The following is a 23,812-nucleotide window of genomic DNA, read 5'->3' as shown; positions in this document are numbered from 1 at the left end:
GACTCCTATCGGGTTGACGATGGGGTTTATTGGGCGCCGTAAACACCAGGCTGGCTACTGTCAGAAATGACAGTTCGAAGGGGGAAGAGGTAGCCGTTGGTCGGAACTGTCATTTCTGACAGATAGGTAAAACGCTCCGGATGTTTAGTCTTGGAAAACAGTCTTGTTTTTCTATTTTCTCAAGAGGAGTCATGGACCATGAGCGCAAAAAATCCTTCAGGGGGTTCAAAAAAATGTGGGGGGCACGACGACAGGCAGCGGGGCGTTGGGTTTGCTCGGGTTATATCGTTCAGTTATAGGCACTGCATTTTGAGTGATATGGAGCGCCAGCGTTTGCCGGTATGATGTCAGCCCCCGCAGTCTGGATTGCGAATACGCCATGACCTTGCAGTACCCCACCATCGCCGATTGCGTCGGCAACACGCCCCTGGTCCGCTTGCAGCGTCTGCCCGGCGCCACCAGCAATACCCTGTTGCTCAAGCTCGAAGGGAACAACCCCGCGGGCTCGGTCAAGGATCGCCCGGCACTGTCGATGATCACCCGCGCCGAATTGCGTGGGCAGATCCAGGCCGGCGATACCCTGATTGAAGCCACCTCGGGCAACACCGGGATCGCCCTGGCCATGGCCGCCGCGATCAAGGGTTACAAGATGATCCTGATCATGCCGGACAACTCCACCGCCGAACGCAAGGCGGCGATGACCGCCTATGGCGCCGAGTTGATCCTGGTGACCCGCGAGGAAGGCATGGAAGGCGCCCGTGACCTGGCCGAACACATGCAGGCCGAAGGCCGTGGCAAGGTGCTCGACCAGTTCGCCAATGGCGACAATCCCGAAGCGCACTACACCAGCACCGGTCCGGAAATCTGGCGTCAGACCCAGGGCACCATCACTCATTTCGTCAGCTCCATGGGCACCACCGGGACCATCATGGGCGTGTCGCGTTACCTGAAGGAGCAGAACCCAGACGTGCAGATCGTCGGTCTGCAACCGATGGAAGGCGCCTCGATTCCGGGCATCCGTCGCTGGCCCCACGAATACCTGCCGAAGATTTTCCAGGCCGAACGGGTCGACCGCATTGTCGACATGGCGCAGGAAGAAGCCGAGGACGTCATGCGTCGGTTGGCCCGCGAGGAAGGTATTTTCTGCGGCGTCTCTTCCGGCGGTGCGGTGGCAGCCATGCTGCGCCTGTCCCGTGAAGTCGAGAACGCGGTGATGGTCGCGATCATCTGTGACCGAGGCGACCGTTACCTGTCGACCGGCATCTACGACGCGCCCAACTGATGGCCAAGCATGAACGCGGCCTGCGCTTCCAGCCCACTGGCGGTAGCCGGGCGCCACAAGTACCAACCGGCAAGAAGCAGCGCCTGACCATCGAGCGGCTGTCCAACGACGGGCGTGGCATTGCCTTTGTTGAAGGGCGCACCTGGTTCGTCGCCGGCGCCCTAGCGGGTGAAGAGGTTGAAGCGCGGGTGTTGGCGGCCCACGGCAAGGTGGTCGAGGCGCGCACCGAACGGGTGTTCCTCGCCAGCGAACAGCGCCGTCCCGCGCCCTGCGCCCATGCCGGACGCTGCGGCGGTTGCAGCGTGCAGCATATGCCCCACGACGACCAACTCGCCCTGAAACAGAGCATGCTCGCCGAGCAACTGTCGCGTGTCGCCGGCGTCGAACCGCTGGAGTGGGCGGCACCTTTGACCGGCCCGGAATTCGGCTATCGGCGACGGGCCCGCGTGGCCGTGCGCTGGGACGCCAAGAGCAAGGCCCTCGAGGTCGGTTTTCGTGCCGCCTCCAGCCAGGATATCGTTGCCATCGCCGATTGCCCGGTGCTGGTACAGGCCTTGCAACCGCTGATGCGCGAATTGCCGGCCATGCTGCGGCGCTTGAGCAAACCCCAGGCCCTGGGCCATGTGGAATTGTTCAGTGGTTCGGCGCTGGCGTTGTTGTTGCGGCATATGGCACCGCTGTCGGCGCAGGACCTGCAAGTACTGCAGGATTTCTGCACTGCGCATGAGGCGCAACTCTGGCTGCATGGCGAAGACGGCCCGCAGCCGGTGGCCCCGTCGTTGCCCCTGGGCTATCGCCTGGAGACCTGGGATCTGGCGCTTGCCTATCGGCCGGGGGACTTCGTCCAGGTCAATGCCGGGGTCAACGAGGCCATGATCGCCCAGGCGCTGGACTGGCTGAAACCGGCTGCCGATGAGCGTGTCCTGGACCTGTTCTGCGGGCTTGGCAACTTTGCCTTGCCGCTGGCCCGCCAGGTGCGTGAAGTGGTGGCGGTGGAAGGCGTGGCGAGCATGGTCGAACGGGCCGCCGCCAATGCCTTGAGCAATAATCTGCATAATGCGTATTTTTTTCAGGCCGATTTATCCCAGCCTTTGAGTGATGCCGGTTGGGCCAAAGACGGCTTTTCTGCGGTACTCTTGGACCCACCCCGTGACGGTGCGTTCGAGGTGGTGGGCAAGCTCGCCGCCCTGGGTGCCAAACGGTTGGTGTATGTGTCCTGCAATCCGGCGACGCTGGCGCGCGACACAGTTGAATTGATCAAGCAGGGCTACCGGTTAAAACGTGCCGGGATCCTCGATATGTTTCCGCAGACTGCGCATGTCGAGGCCATGGCGTTATTTGAAGCGAGCTAGGATGCTCGTCTGGTCCGACTGACCGCCGCCGTATTCTGTCAGCCCAGCCAGGCTGCGGGGGCCATAACAGGTCAGCGATTTTGACGCATTGAATCTGCGTCGTAGGGAAGGTAAGCAAGATGGTACAGGTGAGAGCACACCAGCCGATCAACACCGACGGCAGTATCAATCTCGAGGCATGGCTTGATCATACGGTGAGCGTCGATCTGGCGCTGGACCGTGAGGCCTTGAAACAAGCCTGCGAATACGCACGGCTTGCCGAACAACAGACCAACGCGGCGCAGAACCTCTGGCCCGAAGGGGGTTCCAGTTTCAGCACTGGCCTTGAGATCGCCGAGATTCTCGCCGACCTCAAGCTGGACCAGGATTCGCTGGTAGCGGCGGTGCTGTATCGCTGCGTGCGCGAGGGGCAGATCCCCTTGACCGCGGTCAGCCAGAAGTTCGGTCCAGTGGTCGCCAAGCTGATCGACGGCGTGCTGCGCATGGCCGCCATCAGCGCCAGCCTCAGCCCGCGCCAGTCCCAGGTCCTGGGCAGTCAGACGCAGGTGGAAAACCTGCGCAAGATGCTCGTGGCCATGGTCGACGACGTCCGCGTGGCGCTGATCAAGCTGGCCGAACGCACCTGCGCGATCCGTGCGGTGAAGACTGCCGACGACGAGAAGCGCAACCGCGTCGCCCGCGAGGTCTTCGATATCTACGCGCCGCTGGCTCACCGTCTGGGTATCGGACATATCAAGTGGGAACTGGAAGACCTGTCGTTCCGTTACCTGGAACCCGACCAGTACAAGCAGATCGCCAAGTTGCTGCACGAGCGGCGGCTGGACCGTGAACGTTTTATCAGCGAGGTGATGAACCAGCTGGAAAATGAATTGCTGGCCACCGGGGTCAAGGCCGATATCAGCGGCCGGGCCAAGCACATCTATTCGATCTGGCGCAAAATGCAGCGCAAGGGCCTGGAGTTCAGCCAGATCTATGACGTGCGCGCGGTCCGCGTGTTGGTCCCGGAAATGCGCGACTGCTACACCGCGCTCGGCATCGTCCACACCCTGTGGCGGCATATTCCGAAAGAGTTCGACGACTACATCGCCAACCCGAAAGAGAACGGCTACCGCTCGTTGCACACGGCGGTGATCGGTCCCGAAGGCAAGGTCCTGGAAGTGCAGATCCGCACCCATGCCATGCACGAAGAGGCTGAGCTGGGGGTGTGCGCGCACTGGAAGTACAAAGGTACCGACGTCAAATCCGGCTCCAATCATTACGAAGAGAAAATTTCCTGGCTGCGTCAGGTGCTCGAGTGGCATGAAGAGCTGGGGGATATCGGTGGCCTGGCCGAGCAGTTGCGGGTCGATATCGAGCCGGACCGGGTCTATATCTTCACCCCTGATGGTCATGCCATCGACCTGCCCAAGGGCGCGACCCCGCTGGACTTCGCCTATCGGGTCCACACCGAGATCGGCCACAACTGCCGGGGCGCGAAGATCAACGGGCGCATTGTGCCGCTCAACTACAGCCTGCAAACCGGCGAGCAGGTGGAGATCATCACCAGCAAGCACGGCACGCCGAGCCGTGACTGGCTGAACCCGAACCTGGGCTACATCACCACGTCGCGGGCGCGGGCGAAGATTGTGCACTGGTTCAAGTTGCAGGCCCGCGACCAGAACGTCGCGGCAGGCAAGACCTTGCTCGAACGTGAGCTGGCGCGCCTGGGCCTGCCGCAGGTGGATTTCGACAAGCTGGCTGACAAGGCCAACATGAAAACCGCCGAGGACATGTACGCCGCCCTCGGCGCGGGTGATCTGCGCCTGGCGCAACTGGTCAACGCCGCGCAGCAGCTGGTGGAGCCGGAGCGCGGCAACGAACAGCTGGAACTGATTCCGCGCAAGGCCACCGGCTACAAACCGGGCAAGCGTGGCGATATCCAGATCCAGGGGGTCGGCAATTTGATGACCCAGATGGCCGGCTGCTGCCAGCCGCTACCGGGGGATGCCATCGTCGGTTACATCACCCAGGGTCGTGGCGTGAGCATTCATCGCCAGGACTGCGCCGCGGTGCTGCAACTCGGTGGGCGCGAGCCGGAGCGGATCATCCAGGTCAGCTGGGGCCCGGTGCCGGTGCTGACCTATCCGGTGGATATCATCATCCGTGCCTACGACCGTTCCGGCTTGCTACGTGACGTGTCCCAGGTGCTGCTCAACGAACGGATCAACGTGCTGGCGGTCAATACCCGCTCGAACAAGGAGGACAACACCGCGTTGATGTCCCTGACCATCGAGATTCCGGGGTTGGATGCACTGGGGCGGTTGCTGGGGCGGATTTCCCAGTTGCCGAACATCATTGAAACCCGGCGTAACCGCATCCCTTGAGCGGCTGCGCTCGGCCTGGCCATAATGCTGTTCAGTTAAGGCCGCATACGGTCGACTGTAGGAGCGAGCTTGCTCGCGATGGACGTCAACGATAACGCTGGGCACCTGATACCCCGCGGCGTCCTGACTACCATCGCGAGCAAGCTCGCTCCTACAGGGGGCAATGTTCGCTTAACTGAATGGCATTGGGCCTAGCCATGTCTTCGCTCGCGACGCTCAATTCAAGAGTATTGAGAACATCGATGTACAGCCTTCAAGACCTGCTCCACCTCATGGCCCGCCTGCGCGACCCGCAATACGGCTGCCCCTGGGACATCAAGCAGACCTACGCGACGATTGTTCCCTACACGCTGGAGGAAGCCTACGAAGTCGCCGACGCCATCGAGCGCAGCGACTTCGAGCACTTGCAGGGTGAACTGGGCGACTTGCTGTTCCAGGTGGTCTATTACAGCCAACTGGCGCGCGAAGAAGGGCGTTTCGAATTCGACGGTGTGGTCGACAGCATTACCCGCAAGCTGATTCGTCGCCACCCGCATGTCTTTCCCACCGGCGATCTCTACGCCCCCGTGGACCTGCCGCGCTTGAGCGAGGAACAGGTCAAGCTGCGCTGGGACGAGATCAAGGCCCAGGAGCGTGCGGAGAACCACCGCGCGCCCGAGCAACTGTCCCTGCTCGACGATGTCCCGGCTGCCTTGCCGGCGCTGTCCCGGGCGGCGAAATTGCAGAAGCGCGCGGCCACGGTCGGTTTCGACTGGCCGGACGCCCTGCCGGTGGTGGACAAGATCCGCGAAGAACTCGACGAGGTGCTCGAAGCCATGGCCGACAACGACCCGGCGGCGATCACCGATGAAGTCGGCGACCTGCTGTTTGCGGTGGTCAATCTGGCCCGGCACCTCAAGGTCGACCCGGAAAATGCCTTGCGGGGCGCCAATGGCAAATTCGACAGACGTTTCCGTTTTATCGAACAGGCATTGCGCGACACCCACCGTCCCATGGAAGATTGCACCCTCGAAGAGTTGGACGCCTTGTGGGGCGAAGCCAAACGTCAGGAAAAGAATAGGCCCAGCTGCGGCTGAGCCGTTGCCCAAGTGAGTAAGCACCATGAGTCTTTCCCTTCGCGACCAGTTGCTCAAAGCAGGACTGGTCAACCAGAAGCAGGCCAAACAGGTCGGCAAAGAGAAACAGAAGCAGCAGCGCCTGGTCCACAAGGGCCAGATCGAGGCTGACGACACCCAGGCGCGCCTGGCCCAGGAAGCGCAGGCCGAGAAGGTCAAGCGCGACCAGGAGCTGAACCGCCAGCAGCAGGAAAAGGTCGAGGCCAAGGCCCGTGCGGCCCAGGTCAAGCAATTGATCGAAACCTCGCGCCTGCCCAAGCTGACCACCGAGGACTACTACAACTTCGTCGACGACAAGAAGGTCAAGCGCCTGTCGGTCAACACCTTGATGCGCAACAAGCTGAGCAACGGCTCCCTGGCGATCGTCCACCACGGTGGCGGTTACGAGGTGATCCCCCGTGAAGCGGCGCTGAAGATCCAAGAGCGGGCCCCTGAGCGTATCGTCCAGCTCAACGTCCTGAGCGAAGCCCAGGTGCCGGACGAGGATGATCCGTACGCGGCCTACCAGATTCCTGACGATCTGATGTGGTAACCGGTTGAAAACAACGAACCCCGCTGAAAAGGCGGGGTTTGTATTTGTGGGGCTTTACCAATGGATTGGGTTGGGAGGGGGGCTCTCTACGGGAGGCCCGGTCATGAACATGCAACCCAGTTGGGGCCTCGACCACCAAGGTCTGATTGTTTGTGTCTAAATAGAAATGATTTGATACATTTAATTGACGCCATTAAATGGCCACCCTATGATCGCGCCCCGTTGATGGCATAAAGCCATTTAGAGGGATCTGTGATGTGGGTTTTGGCACTCAGGACGAGGCGTGGTCTGCTGTCCGCTGTATTTTGTCTGGGCACTTTCGGCGCAGCCCATGCGGCACCCACTCCGGGTGACACCGACCTGATCCGTGATCGCCAGGACCGTCTGCTCGAAGAGCAGCGGCGCCGTCTCGAAGAACTCAAGGAGCTGCCCGGTAAAGCGGCAGTTCCCGTAGCACCAACGGCCCCGGCCGATACCCGCTGTTTCCCGATCAAGAGCATTGACCTGCAAGGGGCGGATGCCCTGTCCGCGGGCGAGCGCGAACGCATGCTCAAACCTTACATTGGCCAGTGCCTGGGTGTGCCGCAGCTCAATGAGTTGCTCAAGGCCATCACCGATCGCTACATCGAAAAGGGCCTGGTCACCAGCCGCGCCTACCTGCCGCAGCAGGACCTCTCCAGCGGCAACCTGAAGGTGCTGGTGGTCGAAGGCAAGCTTGAAGGCCTGAAGGGCGCCGACGGCAGCGGCCTATCCGCTCGCGAACTGTTCATGAGTTTTCCCGGCAAGCCGGGCGAATTACTCAACCTGCGCGAGATCGAGCAGATGGTCGACCAGTTGAACCGCCTGCCATCCAACCAGGCACAAATGGAGCTGGCTCCGGGCAAGGCAGTCGGTGGCAGCGAGGTGCTGGTCAAGAACAACCCGCAGAAGCCTTGGCGGGCCGGGCTTTCCTACGGCAACGATGGTCAGCGAAGCACCGGCGAGCAACAGGCCGGGACGACCTTCGATTGGGACAGCCCGTTGGGCTTGGCCGATCAGTTTTCCTTGCGTGCCGGCCACGATGTGGTCAGCGATCAAACGAAGAACTCACGCAACGCCATGCTCTATTACAACCTGCCATTCGGCTGGTGGAACCTGAGCTACACCTACAGCGAAAGCGACTACCGCTCCCAGGCTCAGGCCAACGGTTTCAACTTCCAGCAGACTGGCGACAGCCAGAACAATCAGTTGAAGCTGGAGCGGGTGATCTACCGCGACGCCTTGAGCAAGACCTCGCTCAATACCGGCCTGACCTACCTGCGCACCAACAACTTCATCGAAGGCAGCAAGCTGGCCGCGAGCAGCAACCGTCTGAGCGAAGCGCAGTTCGGGATCACCCATGGTCGGCGGATCGGCAGTGCCTTCGTCAACCTCGACCTGGGGATGCAGGATGGCATCAGCGCCTTCGGTGCCCAGGACAATGAGAACCTCCAGCCGGGACAGCCCGACGCCCGTTATCGCAAATACACCGCCACGCTCAGCTACCTGCAACCGTTCAAGCTGTGGGGCGAGTCGTTCAGCTTCAGCAGCCTGATGACCGGCCAGCGTAGCGACGACGTGTTGTTCAGTTCGCAGCGCATGAGCCTGGGCGGGCAGTCTTCCATTCGTGGCTACAAGGATCAAACGCTGTCCGGTGACAGTGGCGGTTACTGGCGCAATGACCTGCGCTGGAGCCGGCCGGTGACCTGGGGCTGGTTGCAGCCGCTGCTTTCCGAGTACGGCACCAGCCTCGGTTACGACCAGGGCGTGATCCGCCATGACCGCTATAGCGTTGAACAGCATGGGCGCATGACCAGCGACTCGATCGAGTTGTTTGCCCGGGGCAAGCATCTCGCCGCCACCGTGACCTTCGCCAACTCCCTGGAACGACCCGCGCCGATCGCCGAGCGTGAAGCGCCGATCTATTTCCGTATGGATTTTTTCCTTTAACGCCATTCACCGCACTCGTGCATTGAGATCCCGACATGGACGTTCGTCAGTTTGCCTTCCTGGCTCGCCAGCCTTCTGCGGCCCTGAAAAACCGTGAGCACTTTTGCGGACTGCCCAAGCGCGGCTTGGCCTTCATCCTGGCGAACGCGATGTTCTGGCAACCGTTGCTGGCCCAGGCGGACGGGATCGTGGTCAATGCACCAGGCACCACGCTCGGTCAGGCGGGCAATGGCGTGCCCATCGTCAACATTGCCGCGCCGAATGCCCAGGGCCTGTCGCACAACCAGTTCAGCGACTACAACGTCGGGGCCAGCGGGGTCATCCTCAACAACTCGACGAATAGAACCCAGTCCACGCAACTGGGCGGGATCATTCTCGGTAACCCAAATTTCAACGGCGCGGCGGCCAACGTCATTCTCAATGAAGTGAATGGTGGCAGTCCGAGCCAGTTGCGTGGTTATACCGAAGTGGCGGGGCAGTCGGCCCATGTGATCGTGGCGAACCCGTACGGGATCAGCTGCAACGGCTGTGGCTTCATCAACACCCCGCAGGCGACGTTGACCACGGGTAAGGCCGTCATCACCAACGGTCAGGTCACGGGTTATCAGGTCGACCAGGGCAGTGTGTCCATCGACGGCTCCGGCCTCAACGCGAACAACATCGACCAGTTCGAAATCATCACTCGCGCCGCGACCATCAACGCGCAGATCAACGCCAAGCAGCTGACCGTTATCGCTGGGCGTAACGACGTCGACGCCCAAACTCTCAAGGCCACAGCGCGTGCCGACGACGGCAGCACCAAGCCACAAGTGGCCATCGACTCCTCGGCCCTGGGCGGCATGTACGCGGGCGCCATCAAGCTGGTGGGGACCGAGGCCGGGGTCGGGGTCAAACTGGCCGGCAATCTGGCGGCCAGCGGTGGCGATATCCAGCTTGATGCCAACGGTCAACTGAGCATGGCCCAGGCCGGCGCCAGCGGGGCGGTCAATGTGAAGGCCGCCAGCCTGGATGCGCAAGGTCCGGTCTACGCCGGCAGCAGCTTGAACGTGCAGACCACGGGGGATCTGAATAGCCAGAACAACCTGGCGGCCCGGGACAGCATCACCCTCAACAGCGGCGGTCAGTTGAGCAATCACGGCATCATCGAGGCCGGGGTCAACGCCGATAACACACGCAACAGCACCGGCGATGTCAGCGTCACGGCGCAGAACGTCGTCAACACCGGGCAGAGCATGATTGCCAGCCGCGACTTGAGCGTCACGGCGACGCAAACCCTGGGCAACCAGGGCGGCACCTTGAGCGGGCAGCGGCAAACCACTGTCAGCGCCGGCACCCTCGACAACCAGAACAACGGTCGGGTCCTCGGCGCCGACCAACTGAAGCTGACCGCTGACACGGTGCTCAACGCCCAGGGCGGCCTGATCAAGGGCCAGAACGCTCTGACCGCGACCCTCGGCTACCTGAACAACAATGCCGGCGAGGTTTCCAGCCAGGGCAACAGCACCTTGATCCTCGGCACGATGGACAACCTCACCGGCCTGGTCATGGCCAATAACGTCCTGAATATCACCGCCACCGGTGCGGTGAACAATCAGAACGGTCGCCTGGGTTCGAACAACCTCTTCACCTTCAAGGGTCAATCCCTCGACAACACCCAGAAGGGGCGCATCACCGCCCAGCAACGCCTCGACCTGACCGCGACCCACCTCGACAACACTGGCGGTTCGGTTATCACCAACGGCTCGCTGAGCCTGACCGGCAGCACGCTGGACAACAGCGGCGGCACATTCAGCGCTCAGTCGGGCCTGGTCATCACTCTCGACGGCGCGCTGACCAACCAGCTCGCCGGGCTGATCAGCAGCGAAGGCACGCTGACGGCTCACGCCGCTAGCCTCGATAACTCGAGCGGTAGCTTCTCCAGTGCCGGTCAACTGAGCCTGACCAGCGACGGTGCCCTGATCAACCAAGGCGGCAAGATTGCTACCGACTCCACGCTCCAGCTCACCAGTGCCAGCCTCGACAACCGCCAGAGTGGCGTACTGACCGGCAAGGGCGCTACGCAGATCGGGACGGGGTCCTTTGACAACAGCCATGGGGGGAGCCTGAGCAGTACCGACACCCTGAAGTTGACCGCCGGACAGGTGACCAACCAGGACGGCGGCAGCATTGCCAGCAGCAAGGCCTTGACCGCCAGCGTCAGTGGTCTGGACCAGCAAGGCGGCAAGTTGTTCAGCAGCAGCGCCCTGACCCTGGACCTCAATCACGGCCAACTGAACAACCAGGGTGGCTACATCAACGCGCCGTTGCTGGTGCTGAACAACCTCAAGGGGGTGAACAACCAGGGCGGTGAAATCTCCAGCGCCCAGGCGTTCACCCTGGCCGCCGAAAGCCTGAACAACGACAACGGCAAGTTGCTGGGCAACCAGGCCCTGACCCTGCGTATCGACCAGGCCCTCAGCTCCATCAAGGGCATGATCGCGGCGGCTTCGGTCGATGCGCACACCGGTAGCCTCGACAACAGCGGCGGCACGCTGACCAGCCGCGCCGACCTGGGCCTGACCGTCGACGGTCAGTTGACCAACCAGAACCTGGGCCTGCTCAATGCCACCACTGGCCTGACGATCAACAGTGCCGGGATCAACAACCAGGGTGGCAGCCTGCTGGGCAGCGCCATCGCCCTCGACTTCGGCAGCGCGACCGGTGATCTGAACAACGCCGCCGGCAAAATCACCACCGCCGGCAACCTGACCCTCAATCACCTGCGCGACCTGAACAATCAGGGCGGCACCCTCACCAGCGCGCAAAGCCTCAACCTGACCGGGCGCACGCTGGACAACAGCAACGGCGGCAAGCTGATCAGCAACAACCTGTTGACCCTGACCGCCGATAGCCTGATCAATCAGAACGGCGGCTTGCTGTCCGGTTGGCAGGGCGTGACGCTTACCGGCAGCAGCCTGGACAACCGCAACAACGGTACGGTTTCCAGCCGCAGCGGCAATGTCGATGTCACACTCAGCGGTGCACTGCTCAACGGCAATGCCGGGGCGGTGGCCAGCCAGCAAGTCCTGACCGTCAAGGCGGGCAGCCTGGATAACACTGCCGGCAGTCTCTCCAGTGCGGGCGCCCAGAGCCTGACCGTCACGGGCCTGCTGAACAATGCCCAAGGCGGTCTGATCGACGCCGGCACGGCGCTGACGCTGAACGCCATGGCCCTGAACAACAGCGCTACGGTGCAGGCGCAACAGGCGCTGACCTTTACCGGTACCGACCTCGATAACAGCAATGGCACCCTGAGCAGCGGCGCTGGTGTGACCCTCGACCTGCTTGGCACACTGACCAACGTTAACGGCAAACTCTCCGGCGCCGGTCCGCTGCTGGTGCAACGCAGCCGTCAGATCAACAACCAGGGCGGTGAACTCTCCAGCCAGGGCTTGCTGACCTTGCTTACCGGCGGCCTGGACAGCAGCAATGGCGGCCTTGTCAGCGCCAACGACAAGCTGTTGATCACCTCGACGGGTGCGGTACAGAACGGTAATGGCGGCCTGATCGCCAGCCGCAACGGCGACCTGCAACTGACCGCCGCCAGCCTTGACAATGGCAAAGGCTCACTGCAAGGCAAGGGCGCAGTCAGCCTGGATGTCAGCGGCGCTATCGACAACCAGAGCGGCAAGGTGATCGCCCAGGGCGGTGACCTGTTCGTCAAGGCGGCCAGCCTCGACAGCCGAGGTGGTTTGTTGTCGAGCATCAGCGGTGCGCTGACGACCCGTGTCGTCGGGGTGTTGAGAAACGGCTACGACCTCAACAACAACCGCCAGGGCGGCCAGATTCAGGCCCAGCGCCTGGACCTGCAAGCCTGGGGTGGCATCGACAACTACGGCGGGCGCATCGCTGCGCAAACCGGTGATGCCGTGATCGCCACCGGAGCAGGCGACTTCGACAACCGCAATGGCGCGCTCTATGCCAAGGGCGTGGTCCAGGTCACGGGCCACAACTTCGATAACAGCGGTGACAACGACGGGCAGATTTCCGGCAGTCAGATCACCCTCGGCCTGGATGGCGCGCTGAACAACCGTCTGGGCATCATCGAAAGTGGCAGCACATTGAGCATCAGGGCTGCCAGCCTGGATAACCAGAACGGCCAGTTGCGCGCACTGGGCGGCAGCGGCAAGACCGAATTCCAGATCGGCGGGCTGTTCGACAACAGCAACGGCAAGTTGGAAACCGCCAACAGCGACCTGACCCTGGGCGTCGGCAGTTTCATGAACCAAGGTGGCAGCGTACTGCACACCGGTCTCGGAACCTTCGACACCGCCACGGTCAATCTCATCAATGCTGGCGGTAGCCTGGTGACCCGCGGCGGTCTGACCTTGACGGCCGACGATTGGACCAACAGCAGCGTGATCCAGGTCGGGCGGCTGACGGTCAATGTCAAGAACCTGACCCAGACCGGAAGCGGGCAGTTGCTCGCCACAGAAAGCTTCAGCGGCAGCGGTGTCAACTGGAGCAACGACGGGTTGATCGCCAGTGACGGCACGGCCAGTTTGAACTTGAGTGGTAGCTACAGCGGCAATGGTCGTTACACCAGCCTGGGTACTCTGGGCTTGAGTGCCGCCCAGGTGAGTCTGGGCAACACCGCCAGCATTGCCGGGGGTGGCGATACCACGCTCAATGTCGGCGGCCAGTTGAATAACTACGGCCGCATCACGTCGGCTGGCGGCATGAGCGTCAATGCCGGCTCAATCAATAACTACGGGACCTTGGGCAGCAACGGCAACCTGCTGCTGAGCACGCCCAGTCTGCTGAATGAAAATGGCCTGATCTTCAGCGGTGGCGATACCGCGTTGCAGGTCAACAGCTTCACCAACCACTCGGCGCAGCTTTACAGCTTTGGCGCCGTCAGTATCGGTGGCTATGGCGGTGCGACCCAGGCGAACCAGGTCAGCAATATTTCCGGGTCGTTGGAAAGTACCGGCCAGTTCAATATCAATGCCGCCAACTTCGAGAACCGTACGGAGGGTTTCAGCCTGGGACGCAAGTTGGTCTCGGGCTTTATCGCGTATGAATGCATCAGATGTTGGGGGAGTTATTACGGTGCCAATATTGTCGTTCGTGAAACTTTCGAAGGACAGGACACTGACACCAGTGCCGCCGCGTCGCTCTCGGCGGGAGGTGACTTTACCTTTCGCGGTGGCAACTTTCTCAATAGCAAAAGCACTATCAATGCCGGCGGCAATATTGCCATTCAGGCCGACAACCTGAAAAACGTTGGAGCAGTTGGCGGCACCATTGAGCGCACGCGCAGCTATTGGACGGGTGATATTGATAAGGACATCATCATTGAGTTTGCTGATGCTGCGTTTAATTACAACGCGCGAAACAACCCTGACTTTCCGAACATCTACTACATCAATGGTTCTGGCGGTGTAAGCAGGGCGCTTGCTGTGAATTCTGAGCGCGGTGGGGGTCGCGACGGCGACCATACTACGGTGCCGTTCGTTGCGTACACTGATGCCGTCACTGGCGAGACAGTGACGCCCGCAATTTTATTCAATTTAAGGACCAAACCGCCATCCCAGTATGACTCCAACAACCTGATAGCGCTGCCAAGTCAATTGCAGTCATTCCCCTTGACCGGTGACGTCGAAGTCGCCACGGACGGCACCAGCTCAGGCCGCAGTGCCATTATCCAGGCGGCCGGCAATGTCTCGATCTCTGCAACCCAAGACCTGACCAATAGCGTCATTCACCAGGACTACGGATTCAGCGCGGGCGCCAATCAGGTTCAAAGTACCCAGGTAGCCGGAACTGGCGCGCCTACGGTGCTCCGGCTTAATGCCCAGTTGCCGCCGAATCTGGCCCAGCAGCAGGTCAACCCCCTGACGCTCCCAGGCTTTAGCCTGCCCACCGGACAAAACGGCCTGTTCCGTCTGAGCGGGCAGGGCAGCGGCAGCGCGACCAGCACCGCGCCTACCTGGAGTGTTGGCGGTTCGATTATCAATGCAACCCAGCGCCAATCCGCGCCGGGCGATCTTGCTGCCCCTGCTCAGATCACCGTCGCCGATAGTCCCCAGTCCCTGGCACGCGTACAGGGTTTGCCCGACAACTCGGCCAGGACCAATCCACAGAAATACCTGATCGAAACCAACCCGGTGCTCACCGACCTCAAGCAGTTCATGAGTTCGGACTACCTGCTGGCCGGCTTGGGTTACAACCCGGACGCCAGCGCAAAGCGCCTCGGCGATGGTTTCTATGAGCAGAAACTGATTCAGCAGGCGGTGACGGCCCGTACCGGGCAGCGCTTTATCGACGGCCAGACCTCCGACGATAAGCTGTTCAAGTACCTGATGGACAACGCCATTAGCAGCAAGCAGCAGCTCAATCTCAGTGTGGGGGTGAGCCTGACCTCCGAACAAGTCGCGGCGCTGACCCACGATATCGTCTGGATGGAAAAGCAGGTCGTCAACGGTGAAGAGGTACTGGTGCCGGTGCTGTACCTGGCCCAGGCCACCAACCGACTCGCGCCGAATGGGGCGCTGATCCAGGGTAAAGACGTCACCCTGATTGCCGGGGCGAACCTGGAAAACAGCGGGACCTTGCGTGCCAGCAACAACCTGTCCGCCGTGGTCGGCAACGACCTGGTCAACACCGGCCTGGTTGAAGCAAGCAATCGCCTGGATTTACTGGCGGGTAACAACATCGTCAACAAGTCGGGCGGGATCATTACCGGGCGCGATGTGAGTGTGACGGCCATCAGCGGCGATGTGCTCAACCAGCGCGATGTCACCGGCTCCGATCTTGGCAACTCGCACCGTGAATCGCTCGACAACGCCGCGCGTATCGAAGCGGCGAACACCCTCACCATCAAGGCCGGACGCGACGTCAGCAACAACGGCAGCGTGCTGCAGAGCGGTGGCGATACGGTGATCAATGCCGGGCGCGATATCAGTATCGCGGCGACTGAGAGCCGTAATGCCACGAACGGCCGAGGGGCCAACAGCAGTTCCGTAACCCAGACGGTGTCGACAGTCAGTGCGGGGCGTGATCTGCAAATGACGGCTGGTCGTGATCTGACGGCCATCGCCAGCCAGATCGACGCCAAGCGCGATATCGCCATGACCGCGACGGAGAACCTGACGCTGAGCTCGGCGGCGGATGAGAGTCATTACTTATCCAAAAGCAGAAGGGAGACCACTCAGCGCGACCATGTCAGTCAGGTGGCAACGACTCTTCAGGCTGGGGGTGATGTCAGTCTCGGCGCAGGTAAGGATCTTGGACTGATCGCAAGCAAGATCTCTGCAGGTAATGAGGCCTATCTGGTGGCGGGCGACCAGTTGGATCTGTTGTCCGCGCAGAACAGCGACTACTCGCTGTACGACATGAAGAAAAAGGGTAGTTGGGGTCGCAAGAAGACCCAGCATGACGAAGTCACCCAGGTGACCAATGTCGGGAGCGAGATCAAGACAGGGGGAGATCTCACGCTTAAGAGTGGCGATGCTCAGCACTATCAGGTGGCCAAACTTGAGAGTGGTAAGGACCTGACCATCGAGAGTGGTGGGGCTATTACCTTCGAAGGGCAGAAGGACCTTCATCAGGAGAGTCACGAGAAGAGCAGTAGCAGTCTTGCCTGGATGTCCATGAAGGGAGAAGGCCATACGGACGAAACCTTTCGTCAGAGCCAAATGGTTGCCAAGGGACAGTTGACGATCAAGGCTGTCGACGGTCTGAAAATTGATATTAAAGAGGTCAACCAACAAACGGTTAGTCAGGCTGTCGATGCAATGGTGGCGGCTGATCCGAGTCTTGCCTGGCTGAAAAAGGCCGAAGCTCAGGGGAATGTTGATTGGCGACGAGTCGAAGAAATCCATCAGAGCTTCAAGTATCAGCATTCCGGGCTAGGCGCGGGTGCGCAATTGATCCTGGCAATCTTGCTAGCTGCGGTGACGGGAGGTGCGGGTGCAGCCTTGGTCGGAGCAGCAGAGGGCTCTATCACGGCTACTATTGCAAACGTTGCATTCGTTAGCCTGGAAAATACCGCCGCCAACAGTGCTATCAGCAATAAAGGTAATTTGGGGGCTGTTGTAAAAGACACCTTCAGCAGTGACAGCCTCAAGGGCGCTGCGATATCCGGGTTGACCGCCGGGTTTACGCAAGGAGTTATTGATTCGAAGTTGGGTGGAACTACAAAACCATTCAATAACCTGACGAAAGGATTTGATCTCAGCACTCTGGACGGTATCGGCGGCTTTGCAATCCACGCGGCGGCACAGGGCGTTGCGGCTGGGGCGATTAAAACAGCCATCAGTGGCGGCAGCTTGAGTGAGAATCTGCAACAAGGACTCGTCACGCAAGCTGGCAACGTAGTTGCTGCAACGGCATTCAATTTCGTCGGAAGTTACGCCCAGGACCATTGGCAAGCGGCCCATGATGCCAATGACACAACTGGCATGGCGCTTTGGAAAGAAGGGGGCGTTGCGAGGACGGCGATGCACGCCTTGTTTGGCGGTGCTGTTTCCAGTGCAACCGGCGGTGATTTCAAAAGCGGTGCAATCGCTGCGGGTGCCAGCCAAGCCATGGCGGGTGTTCTCAACGAGACCTTCGACAAGCAACCGAAACTGCGTCAGGCGTTCTCCCAGATTGTCGGTTTGACGGCTTCAGGGCTTGCTGGAGGTGATGTCGATAAAGCCTCATGGGTTGCGCAAATGGCTGACGGGTATAACCGGCAGTTGCATCAGAAGGAAACCCTCGCTCTTGAAAAGCTTCAGGCTGAAGATCCTGACAACGCCCTCAAACTGAAGGCAGCCGCCTGTGCGTTGGTCCATTGCAGTGCATCTGTACCGCCTGAAGACCCTCGATACAAAGATATTGTTGAACTCGAACAATATGGTGCCAGCTTCAAAAACGAGCAAAAAGCGCTCGTGGCGACAGGAGCATTCGATGAGTACGGGGCGTGGGATAAAGCTAACGACAGTCTGCTTCGTAACGATGAAACTATCCAACGAACCGGTGCTGCTCAGCGAGCGGTTCTGGGCGCTGCCGGTGCGGTGGGTGGTTTTGGTACTGCTGTAGCAACCACTCCAGCCTGTATAACCGGTGCTGGCTGCGCCTTACCGATTTTTTCCGGGTTAGGGGGGCTGGCGTCTTTCGATGCTGGCTGGACGGCAACCGGAGAGCTGTTTGCCCCTTACGATTACACGCAAGGCAGCAAGGTTCTGGCGTCCTTCAGTAGTGATACCTATCCAGGTGACGTCAATCCAATGAAGGATTACGGCACTGCAGCGGCTCGTGCTGCAATCGAAGCTATACTGTTTAAAGGTGCCAGTAAATACGCGAATGGTAGCGGAGCCTCAGTATTAGTCGAGGGTGTTGAGGCTGAATCTGCTTTGGCAAAGAAGACATTCATTTCGGTGGAGATGGAGGAGAAAATACTCTATGGACAAAGAAGTGGTACGAGTAATAAGCTCATTGGTGCCCATAGCGGTTCAATAAACGATGCTCATCCAGACTTTGCAGTTGAGGTGCTATCTGTCAATGCTGATGGGACAAGGAATGCTAAACTGGTTACTCAGTTCGACGATGGCGGGCTCTCAAAAATTAAAACGAGTACCTTGTTTCCTGAAGATTGGACTGATTACAAGGTTGTTAGTGCTGTTAGGGCGGTGGGTAATACAGCCCCCGTCGCGACGAGATCTTCTGATGGTGCATCACTTTATCAGCTTGCGGTTAATGGCGTTAAGGTTGAAGTTATTAAAGTTGGTGACGTGCTTACTGCCGGATATCCGTGTGGTCGTGGCTGTTTGACAATACAAGATTTTCTGGGGAAATAAATGTATAAAGAGTTTGAAAGTTATCTGTCGTTATTTTCGAACGATATGGAAGTTGGAGACTACTGGCATGATGTGGGGAATCTTCATGCTTTCGGTCTTTTAGAGCAGTTTTCAAAGGCGGACTGGGAAGATCTTTTGAGTGAGGTTTCACAAAAAAACGATGCTTGGGCTGTGCGCTTTTGTGAGGTGGTAGGTGATTTTTCAAATGCTGATATTTTGTTGGTGCTATTGGAGTTTATCAGCAGAGAGAGTCGTGATGTTTATTTTTCGGCGCTTGAGGTCATTAGATCTATTGCTGGCCAGGGAGGAGATGTCTCAGAGTGTGCTAGGCAGATAGGTTGCATTATTGGGGATGGTCGCAGAACTACCGATGTTCTTGATGTTGCTTCACTTGAGAGTATAAAAAAGAAGCTTGAATCAATTTAGGTGCGGTTTGTGAGGGGAAGAAAGGGGAGCAGGTTTTCAATCCGATGGGACTGTCATAAATTTTGTGTTCGGGCATAACATGTTGCAGAGGTGCATGTATGCCGACCAAGAAAAAACCAGCCCGTGAGGTCACACGAGACCTTCCAGCCATTCCCAAAGAGCTGATCGATCAGTTCGTTAATGGCCCGATGACCGCCGAAGCTATCCAGGATGCCTCGATGGCGTTCAAGAAGGCGCTGATCGAGCGAGCCCTTGGCGCCGAGCTGGGACATCATCTTGGCTATCCTCAGGGCGCGGAGCGCCCCGAGGAGTCAAGTAACCAGCGCAACGGCAAAAGCAGCAAGACTGTCCTGACCGACGACGGCCCGTTGCGCCTGGAGATCCCCAGAGACCGCGAGGGTAGTTTCGGAACGAGGGAAAAGGGGACACCCATTAGCCGGTCTCGAGTCAAGGCTAAAAGCCAACTCGCTCTGCAGTGAACGAGCCCCATGAAAGACAGGTGGTAATGTTGCGGTTGCTGACCTTCATATAGATGGGCTACCACCCAGCATGGCGGCCCATAGTGGTGTATCAGTAACGGGAGATGGCTTGGTGGGGCAGGGCAATGGGAATTTTGAGGCTATGACTCTAAATAACGCGAGTGGAGTTCCTATTTTTAAATCTACGGATGCCGAATATAAAATACTTGATAACGTCGCTGACATGCTTGGAAGTAATAGGGGGGTTAGTGGGGTGATTGATATTTTTAATGCAGAAAAAGGGGACGGATTTATTTGATTCTGTCGGTGGGCGCCAAGGGTCGGCAGTAAATGAACAGAAAATAAATCCGTCCCATTTTTGGTGACGATCTATTAGCGGCCTTTCATAAAGATCCGACTTCTCTTTCTGCAACAGATCGAATCGAGCTGGCTGCCTATTTGCAGGTCTATGGCTACGAGCAGGCACTTAAGTATGGGCCGGAGGCGGCGGCCGCCAGTGTTGAAATGCTGGTGAAAAATGGTCCGGCTCCCGTTAGTGACTATCACTACGCGGGCACGATGGATGCCAAGAATGCCTATGCTGATGCCTTACGTGCGCAACAGCCGGATCTCTGGAGTCAATTATCCTGGACCCGCGAACAGAGTACGAATGAGCTTGTATACAAGGATGCTCAAGGCTATCTGCGTATCAATAATGAGCAGCAAGGCCTTTCGAACATTGGTAGCCCCGCTCTCTATGCGATGCCTGGTGGGCTGGGTCTCGGGATTCGTGCCGCCGCCGCCGTCAGTGGTACGATGCAGGCAGGCTATGGTGCAAACCAGGTGGTCAATGGCGACATCTGGAATGGTATTGGGAATATTGTTGTTGGCGCCATGGGCGCTGCTAGCCTCGGGATTCCGGATGTTAGGCTGTCCTCGGGTGTCGGCGGCGAGGTAAGTGGAGCTGCAAAAGGGGCAGCAGATGTAGCGGAGGTTGGCGCCAACACAAAAGGTCCGACCGGTACACCTGCTTGGACTAGCTCTGAAGGTCCGTATAGTGGAAAGCTTTCTGGAGACTATCCTTCAGGAACGACGACTGTTAACGGGCAGGTTGTAGATGGCGTTGGTGACTTTAGCGGCGAGCTAGGTGCAAAAGAGGCAGGTGCGGCTGGGAAGGTAGTAGACGATATTCCGGCAACATCTCCACTTGCTCGGGATGGTTTGCGCGAAGACTTAGCGGCACAAGCCGGTATTCCTCGAGATATTGCTGGAAATCCTTCCAGTGTTTGGGGGAAATCGATAGATGATATTAAACAGTCGCTCACCATGGATGGCGCAACACTTACACCTAAAGTGAGAGCCAGTTCATCTGGTAATGCCCAGGTCTATACGGTCGAAGGTAGCACTACAGGGATTAAAGAAATTCAGTATAGTCCATCTACTATTGGGGGTGATGTTTTGTCAACTCATAAAGGTGAGTACTACAAGCTTACTTATGCTGAAGGGAGCAAAGTTAAGGTTGTTGATCCTGTGGCTTACAGACCGACTTTTAGTAGCGGGAGCCCTATTTATGATGCTAATACAAAGTATTTAAACCCTCAGGGGCAGAAAATGGTATTTAACTCCTCCACCAACACGTGGGTGCCAGAATGACGTCATCTAACGATTTTTCAATATCTTGGGTAGCACCAATCGTGCCATCCGTCTCTCTTGCAGGTATACCGCTGGATGTCAGCGCGGAAGTGCTGGAACGTGTGCTGCTTAAGTATTTAGTTGATGCGTCCAGTCTATTGTACAAGTTTGAAAATTCGCCGGACCTTCTATTGAGAACGCATGGTCTGGATGAGCTTGGAAATGGAGGCTACTCTTTTTCGCTATTTAATGATGCAATTATTAATGGTCTGCTAAAAGGAACTCCAGCTCTATCAATAATGGTTAGAGCGGGAAAGGTTTATGCTGTTAAGGTTTACGATTTTAGCTTTTCTGGGGAGTTTGCACGGGAGTTTGTTTATAAGGGGTTTTTGCCGGCTGGTATTGGCTTGGGTAGTTTGGTTTCGGATCTATTGCCATTTACATCTTTAGAGTTTGATAGTGCTGAAGAGTGGTTCTATACCGATCAAAGCTATGGTGGACTTGAAGTTACCGGCTGGGGAGTTCCTCTAGAAGATCATCCTGATCAAGTTGTTACTGCTTTATGTGTGATATCAGGAGCGATTGCTTAAGTCTAAGTAAGCGGTACTCACCTAACACCGGCCCAGCGCCGGTGTTTTTATCTGGCTTTTGATTTTCCGACCTTTATTTAGCCGCCTGCTTATTCCTTCCCTTTACTCGCTGGCCCTGCCGCACGGGCAATGGCCCCCGCTACCTGGTGTTTCACAATCACCGCATCGAGCAGGCCGCGTACCAGTTCTTGCTCTTCCATGGGCATGCGTGAAATCGCTTCGAACTGGTAGCGCAGTCGATCATCCGGCCCGTAGAAAAAGGGGACGGATTTATTTGATTCTGTCGGTGGGCGCCAAGGGTCGGCAGTAAATGAACAGAAAATAAATCCGTCCCATTTTTGAGCGTCCCATTTTTGAGGTGGATTTTATGTTGGTGGGACCAAACAAATAGTTGTGGTGAAACCATGGGCTATTGATGGTGTTGATGTTGTTGGGGCGAGTCCTTTGAAATGAAGAGTATGTATGAGATAAAAACGGTATTGGAAAAACTTTCCGACCTCCTTCGACAAGGGGAGAGAGAAGATTGGGCTGATGTATTCGATAAAAGTGCGGCTGAATTTGAGTTTGGCTCAGCGGCTGCCTCCGCAAAAATAATCTCAATGTATGGTGGTATGGGATCATTTAATGATGTCATCCTTTATAAAGAAGGTCGCTTATTGTTGACGGAGAATGGCGAGCTGGATGCGTTAAGGGACAGGATTTTTTACCTTTGCTCTATGTAGCAAAAAAAAGCCCATCGCTGATTTATTTGATTCCGTTGGGAGTCAGCAGTAGATGTGGTCAGAAAATAAATTCGTCCCCTTTTGGTTCTTGATAGCGCTGCTAATTTCATGGCTCATCCCCTTGAAGGCAAAGCCGCGATTGACGAATTCATACTGACTGCCGATGCGCAACAGATACTCGGCGATAGGTATGATCAAGTAAAAGCACAGCTGGCTTCTGTGAATGAAGCCTTGGCGCAGGGTGGGGATGTCCATTCCGAGGCTCTCGGTCAGCAGGTGGGGGGAGTCCTTGCCGTATTCGTTAACCTCGTGGTTGGGGGCGAGGCGAACGTTGCGAAAGGGGCCTCGATACTGTCGAAAGCGGGTATTGACGTTTCGAGCAGCTCTTACAAAGCCATCGCTGCTGATACGACAGCGGCTTCTATCCAAGGAGAGGTCGATAAGCTTCAGACAATTGCACAAAGTGCTGAATCGCCGAAAGGCCCTAAGCCGGTGGGCAATAGTGGTGGAAAGCCCACGCTTGAGGGGGACCCCTATAATCCGACGTCGGTGAGTGAGAGAATTGAGGGTAACAGGGATCTGTATGGGCGTGAAAATCTTGGGCCCAGTGATCCTAAGTGGCTGGAGGTGAAGCAGGACCAAGTGGCAGAGCTTAGGGCTAAACTTCCTGATGAGCTCAAAACACGTGGAAATGTTGCAGTCGCAGACATATATGTGGACGGTTTGCCTACGAGCATGGCTGCTCATAGTGGCGTTTCTAAAGCAGCGGATGGATTTGTTGGGACGGGAAGTGAGGGCTTTCTTTCTAAGGTTGTAAAAAATGCAGAGGGTGCACCCACAGACAGAGTTGTAGATTCGGAGTACAAAATATTGGATAATATATCTGATATGCTGGGTGATAATAGGCTTGCTAGCGGAACGATTGACATTTTTAGTGAGTTAAAGGTTTGCGATAGTTGTAGTGGTGTTATCTCTCAGTTTAGAGAACGTTTCCCTAATATCAATGTGAATGTGGTTGCTAATCCCAATGGTCGTAGAGTTTTGAAGGACTGAATTGTGTCTAAGGTTGCTAGTTATAAAGAAGTTTATCGGATGCTATTGCTGTGTTATCCGGATTATTGTCGCGCGAAAATAAGAAAGAAAAATAAGTGGGGGGGGGCGTGGGTTGAGAATGAGCTGGAGGTGGGGTATGCGCTAGACGAGATGCGAGATTCTTTTAAGCATCCTGTAGAAAATCTTATGCTTTATACATCAGGGCTTATTTTGGCCGCGGGTAGGGAGTCTGAGTTTACTCACGATATTTTTTTAGAGAAGATAAAACAATTAATATCCGAGCATGGATTGGATTCATTACTAGGGGAGGTTTCTGATGCAGACTCTGCGGATATTAAATCGGATTTAGAGGTTCTCCGAGTTATTTAGGTGTTGAATGGCACTTACTTAACTCTCTTCGGATGCCTGCTTTCCTGACTGTAGTGGTCAACTAATTCCGGACACCTCGATAGGTAATTTTGACACCATCGCCCGCTCGTAAACGGTCGGTGGCAG

General features: G+C 57.5%; 13 protein-coding genes and 2 pseudogenes. All 15 read left to right on the top strand.

The window, feature by feature from the left end; all coding sequences use genetic code 11:
* The first annotated feature begins 379 nt into the window (after positions 1–379).
* The 15 genes and pseudogenes from cysM to AC07T0_RS31150 all read left to right on the top strand — a co-directional run bounded on the left by cysM (position 380) and on the right by AC07T0_RS31150 (position 23,686).
* Positions 380–1,282: a cysteine synthase CysM gene (cysM, locus tag AC07T0_RS31220; protein ID WP_495004787.1), complete on the top strand. Its 903-nt coding sequence runs from the start codon at positions 380–382 to the stop codon at positions 1,280–1,282.
* Positions 1,282–2,634 (top strand): 23S rRNA (uracil(1939)-C(5))-methyltransferase RlmD, encoded by a 1,353-nt coding sequence (rlmD, locus tag AC07T0_RS31215; protein WP_495004786.1) that lies wholly within the window; start codon positions 1,282–1,284, stop codon positions 2,632–2,634. Before cysM ends, rlmD begins: the two co-directional genes overlap by 1 nt.
* A 119-nt stretch (positions 2,635–2,753) precedes the next feature.
* Positions 2,754–4,997, top strand: a complete 2,244-nt coding sequence (gene relA / locus AC07T0_RS31210) for a GTP diphosphokinase (RefSeq protein WP_495004785.1) — start codon at positions 2,754–2,756, stop codon at positions 4,995–4,997.
* 242 nt (positions 4,998–5,239) lie between these two features.
* Positions 5,240–6,073: a nucleoside triphosphate pyrophosphohydrolase gene (gene mazG, locus AC07T0_RS31205; RefSeq protein ID WP_218227729.1), complete on the top strand. Its 834-nt coding sequence runs from the start codon at positions 5,240–5,242 to the stop codon at positions 6,071–6,073.
* 25 nt (positions 6,074–6,098) lie between these two features.
* Positions 6,099–6,644, top strand: a complete 546-nt coding sequence (locus AC07T0_RS31200) for a DUF2058 domain-containing protein (RefSeq protein WP_100944184.1) — start codon at positions 6,099–6,101, stop codon at positions 6,642–6,644.
* Between the two features lie 255 nt (positions 6,645–6,899).
* Entirely contained in the window at positions 6,900–8,612 is a 1,713-nt protein-coding gene (locus AC07T0_RS31195) for a ShlB/FhaC/HecB family hemolysin secretion/activation protein (RefSeq protein ID WP_495004784.1), read from the top strand.
* Between the two features lie 35 nt (positions 8,613–8,647).
* Positions 8,648–18,436, top strand: coding sequence for a two-partner secretion domain-containing protein (locus AC07T0_RS31190; protein WP_495004783.1), 9,789 nt, complete (start codon positions 8,648–8,650; stop codon positions 18,434–18,436).
* Complete coding sequence (locus AC07T0_RS31185) at positions 18,437–18,862, top strand: hypothetical protein (protein WP_495004782.1); 426 nt, start codon at positions 18,437–18,439, stop codon at positions 18,860–18,862. It abuts the gene before it with no gap.
* A gap of 98 nt (positions 18,863–18,960) precedes the next feature.
* Positions 18,961–19,269, top strand: a pseudogene (locus AC07T0_RS31180) (transposase); the annotation flags it as partial.
* A gap of 97 nt (positions 19,270–19,366) precedes the next feature.
* A pseudogene (locus tag AC07T0_RS31175) lies at positions 19,367–19,639 on the top strand (hypothetical protein); the annotation flags it as partial.
* A gap of 206 nt (positions 19,640–19,845) precedes the next feature.
* On the top strand, positions 19,846–20,973 hold the full coding sequence (locus AC07T0_RS31170) for a hypothetical protein (RefSeq protein WP_495004781.1): 1,128 nt from the start codon (positions 19,846–19,848) through the stop codon (positions 20,971–20,973).
* Positions 20,970–21,542 carry a hypothetical protein gene (locus tag AC07T0_RS31165; RefSeq protein ID WP_232566452.1) on the top strand — a complete coding sequence of 191 codons (573 nt, stop codon included), beginning with the start codon at positions 20,970–20,972 and terminating at the stop codon, positions 21,540–21,542. The genes AC07T0_RS31170 and AC07T0_RS31165 overlap by 4 nt, the downstream gene beginning before the upstream one ends.
* Positions 21,543–21,991: 449 nt before the next feature.
* Positions 21,992–22,264 carry a DUF6966 domain-containing protein gene (locus AC07T0_RS31160; protein WP_495004780.1) on the top strand — a complete coding sequence of 91 codons (273 nt, stop codon included), beginning with the start codon at positions 21,992–21,994 and terminating at the stop codon, positions 22,262–22,264.
* A 108-nt stretch (positions 22,265–22,372) separates the two neighbouring features.
* Positions 22,373–23,317 carry a deaminase domain-containing protein gene (locus AC07T0_RS31155; protein ID WP_495004779.1) on the top strand — a complete coding sequence of 315 codons (945 nt, stop codon included), beginning with the start codon at positions 22,373–22,375 and terminating at the stop codon, positions 23,315–23,317.
* A 3-nt stretch (positions 23,318–23,320) separates the two neighbouring features.
* Positions 23,321–23,686: a hypothetical protein gene (locus AC07T0_RS31150; protein ID WP_495004778.1), complete on the top strand. Its 366-nt coding sequence runs from the start codon at positions 23,321–23,323 to the stop codon at positions 23,684–23,686.
* The last annotated feature ends 126 nt before the right edge of the window (positions 23,687–23,812 follow it).

The sequence above is a fragment of the Pseudomonas sp. GW821-FHT04D07 genome (assembly GCF_059420225.1).
This window is presented reverse-complemented; position numbering and strand designations above follow the sequence as displayed.

What these genes read in the sequence shown, in the direction of transcription:
- AC07T0_RS31190 (WP_495004783.1), top strand. Translation starts at nt 8,648, where the DNA reads ATGGACGTTCGTCAGTTTGCCTTCCTGGCTCGCCAGCCTTCTGCGGCC.
- relA (WP_495004785.1), top strand. Translation starts at nt 2,754, where the DNA reads ATGGTACAGGTGAGAGCACACCAGCCGATCAACACCGACGGCAGTATC.
- AC07T0_RS31165 (WP_232566452.1), top strand. Translation starts at nt 20,970, where the DNA reads ATGACGTCATCTAACGATTTTTCAATATCTTGGGTAGCACCAATCGTG.
- AC07T0_RS31195 (WP_495004784.1), top strand. Translation starts at nt 6,900, where the DNA reads ATGTGGGTTTTGGCACTCAGGACGAGGCGTGGTCTGCTGTCCGCTGTA.
- AC07T0_RS31160 (WP_495004780.1), top strand. Translation starts at nt 21,992, where the DNA reads ATGAAGAGTATGTATGAGATAAAAACGGTATTGGAAAAACTTTCCGAC.
- mazG (WP_218227729.1), top strand. Translation starts at nt 5,240, where the DNA reads ATGTACAGCCTTCAAGACCTGCTCCACCTCATGGCCCGCCTGCGCGAC.
- AC07T0_RS31170 (WP_495004781.1), top strand. Translation starts at nt 19,846, where the DNA reads ATGCTGGTGAAAAATGGTCCGGCTCCCGTTAGTGACTATCACTACGCG.
- cysM (WP_495004787.1), top strand. Translation starts at nt 380, where the DNA reads ATGACCTTGCAGTACCCCACCATCGCCGATTGCGTCGGCAACACGCCC.
- AC07T0_RS31200 (WP_100944184.1), top strand. Translation starts at nt 6,099, where the DNA reads ATGAGTCTTTCCCTTCGCGACCAGTTGCTCAAAGCAGGACTGGTCAAC.
- AC07T0_RS31155 (WP_495004779.1), top strand. Translation starts at nt 22,373, where the DNA reads ATGGCTCATCCCCTTGAAGGCAAAGCCGCGATTGACGAATTCATACTG.
- AC07T0_RS31185 (WP_495004782.1), top strand. Translation starts at nt 18,437, where the DNA reads ATGTATAAAGAGTTTGAAAGTTATCTGTCGTTATTTTCGAACGATATG.
- rlmD (WP_495004786.1), top strand. Translation starts at nt 1,282, where the DNA reads ATGGCCAAGCATGAACGCGGCCTGCGCTTCCAGCCCACTGGCGGTAGC.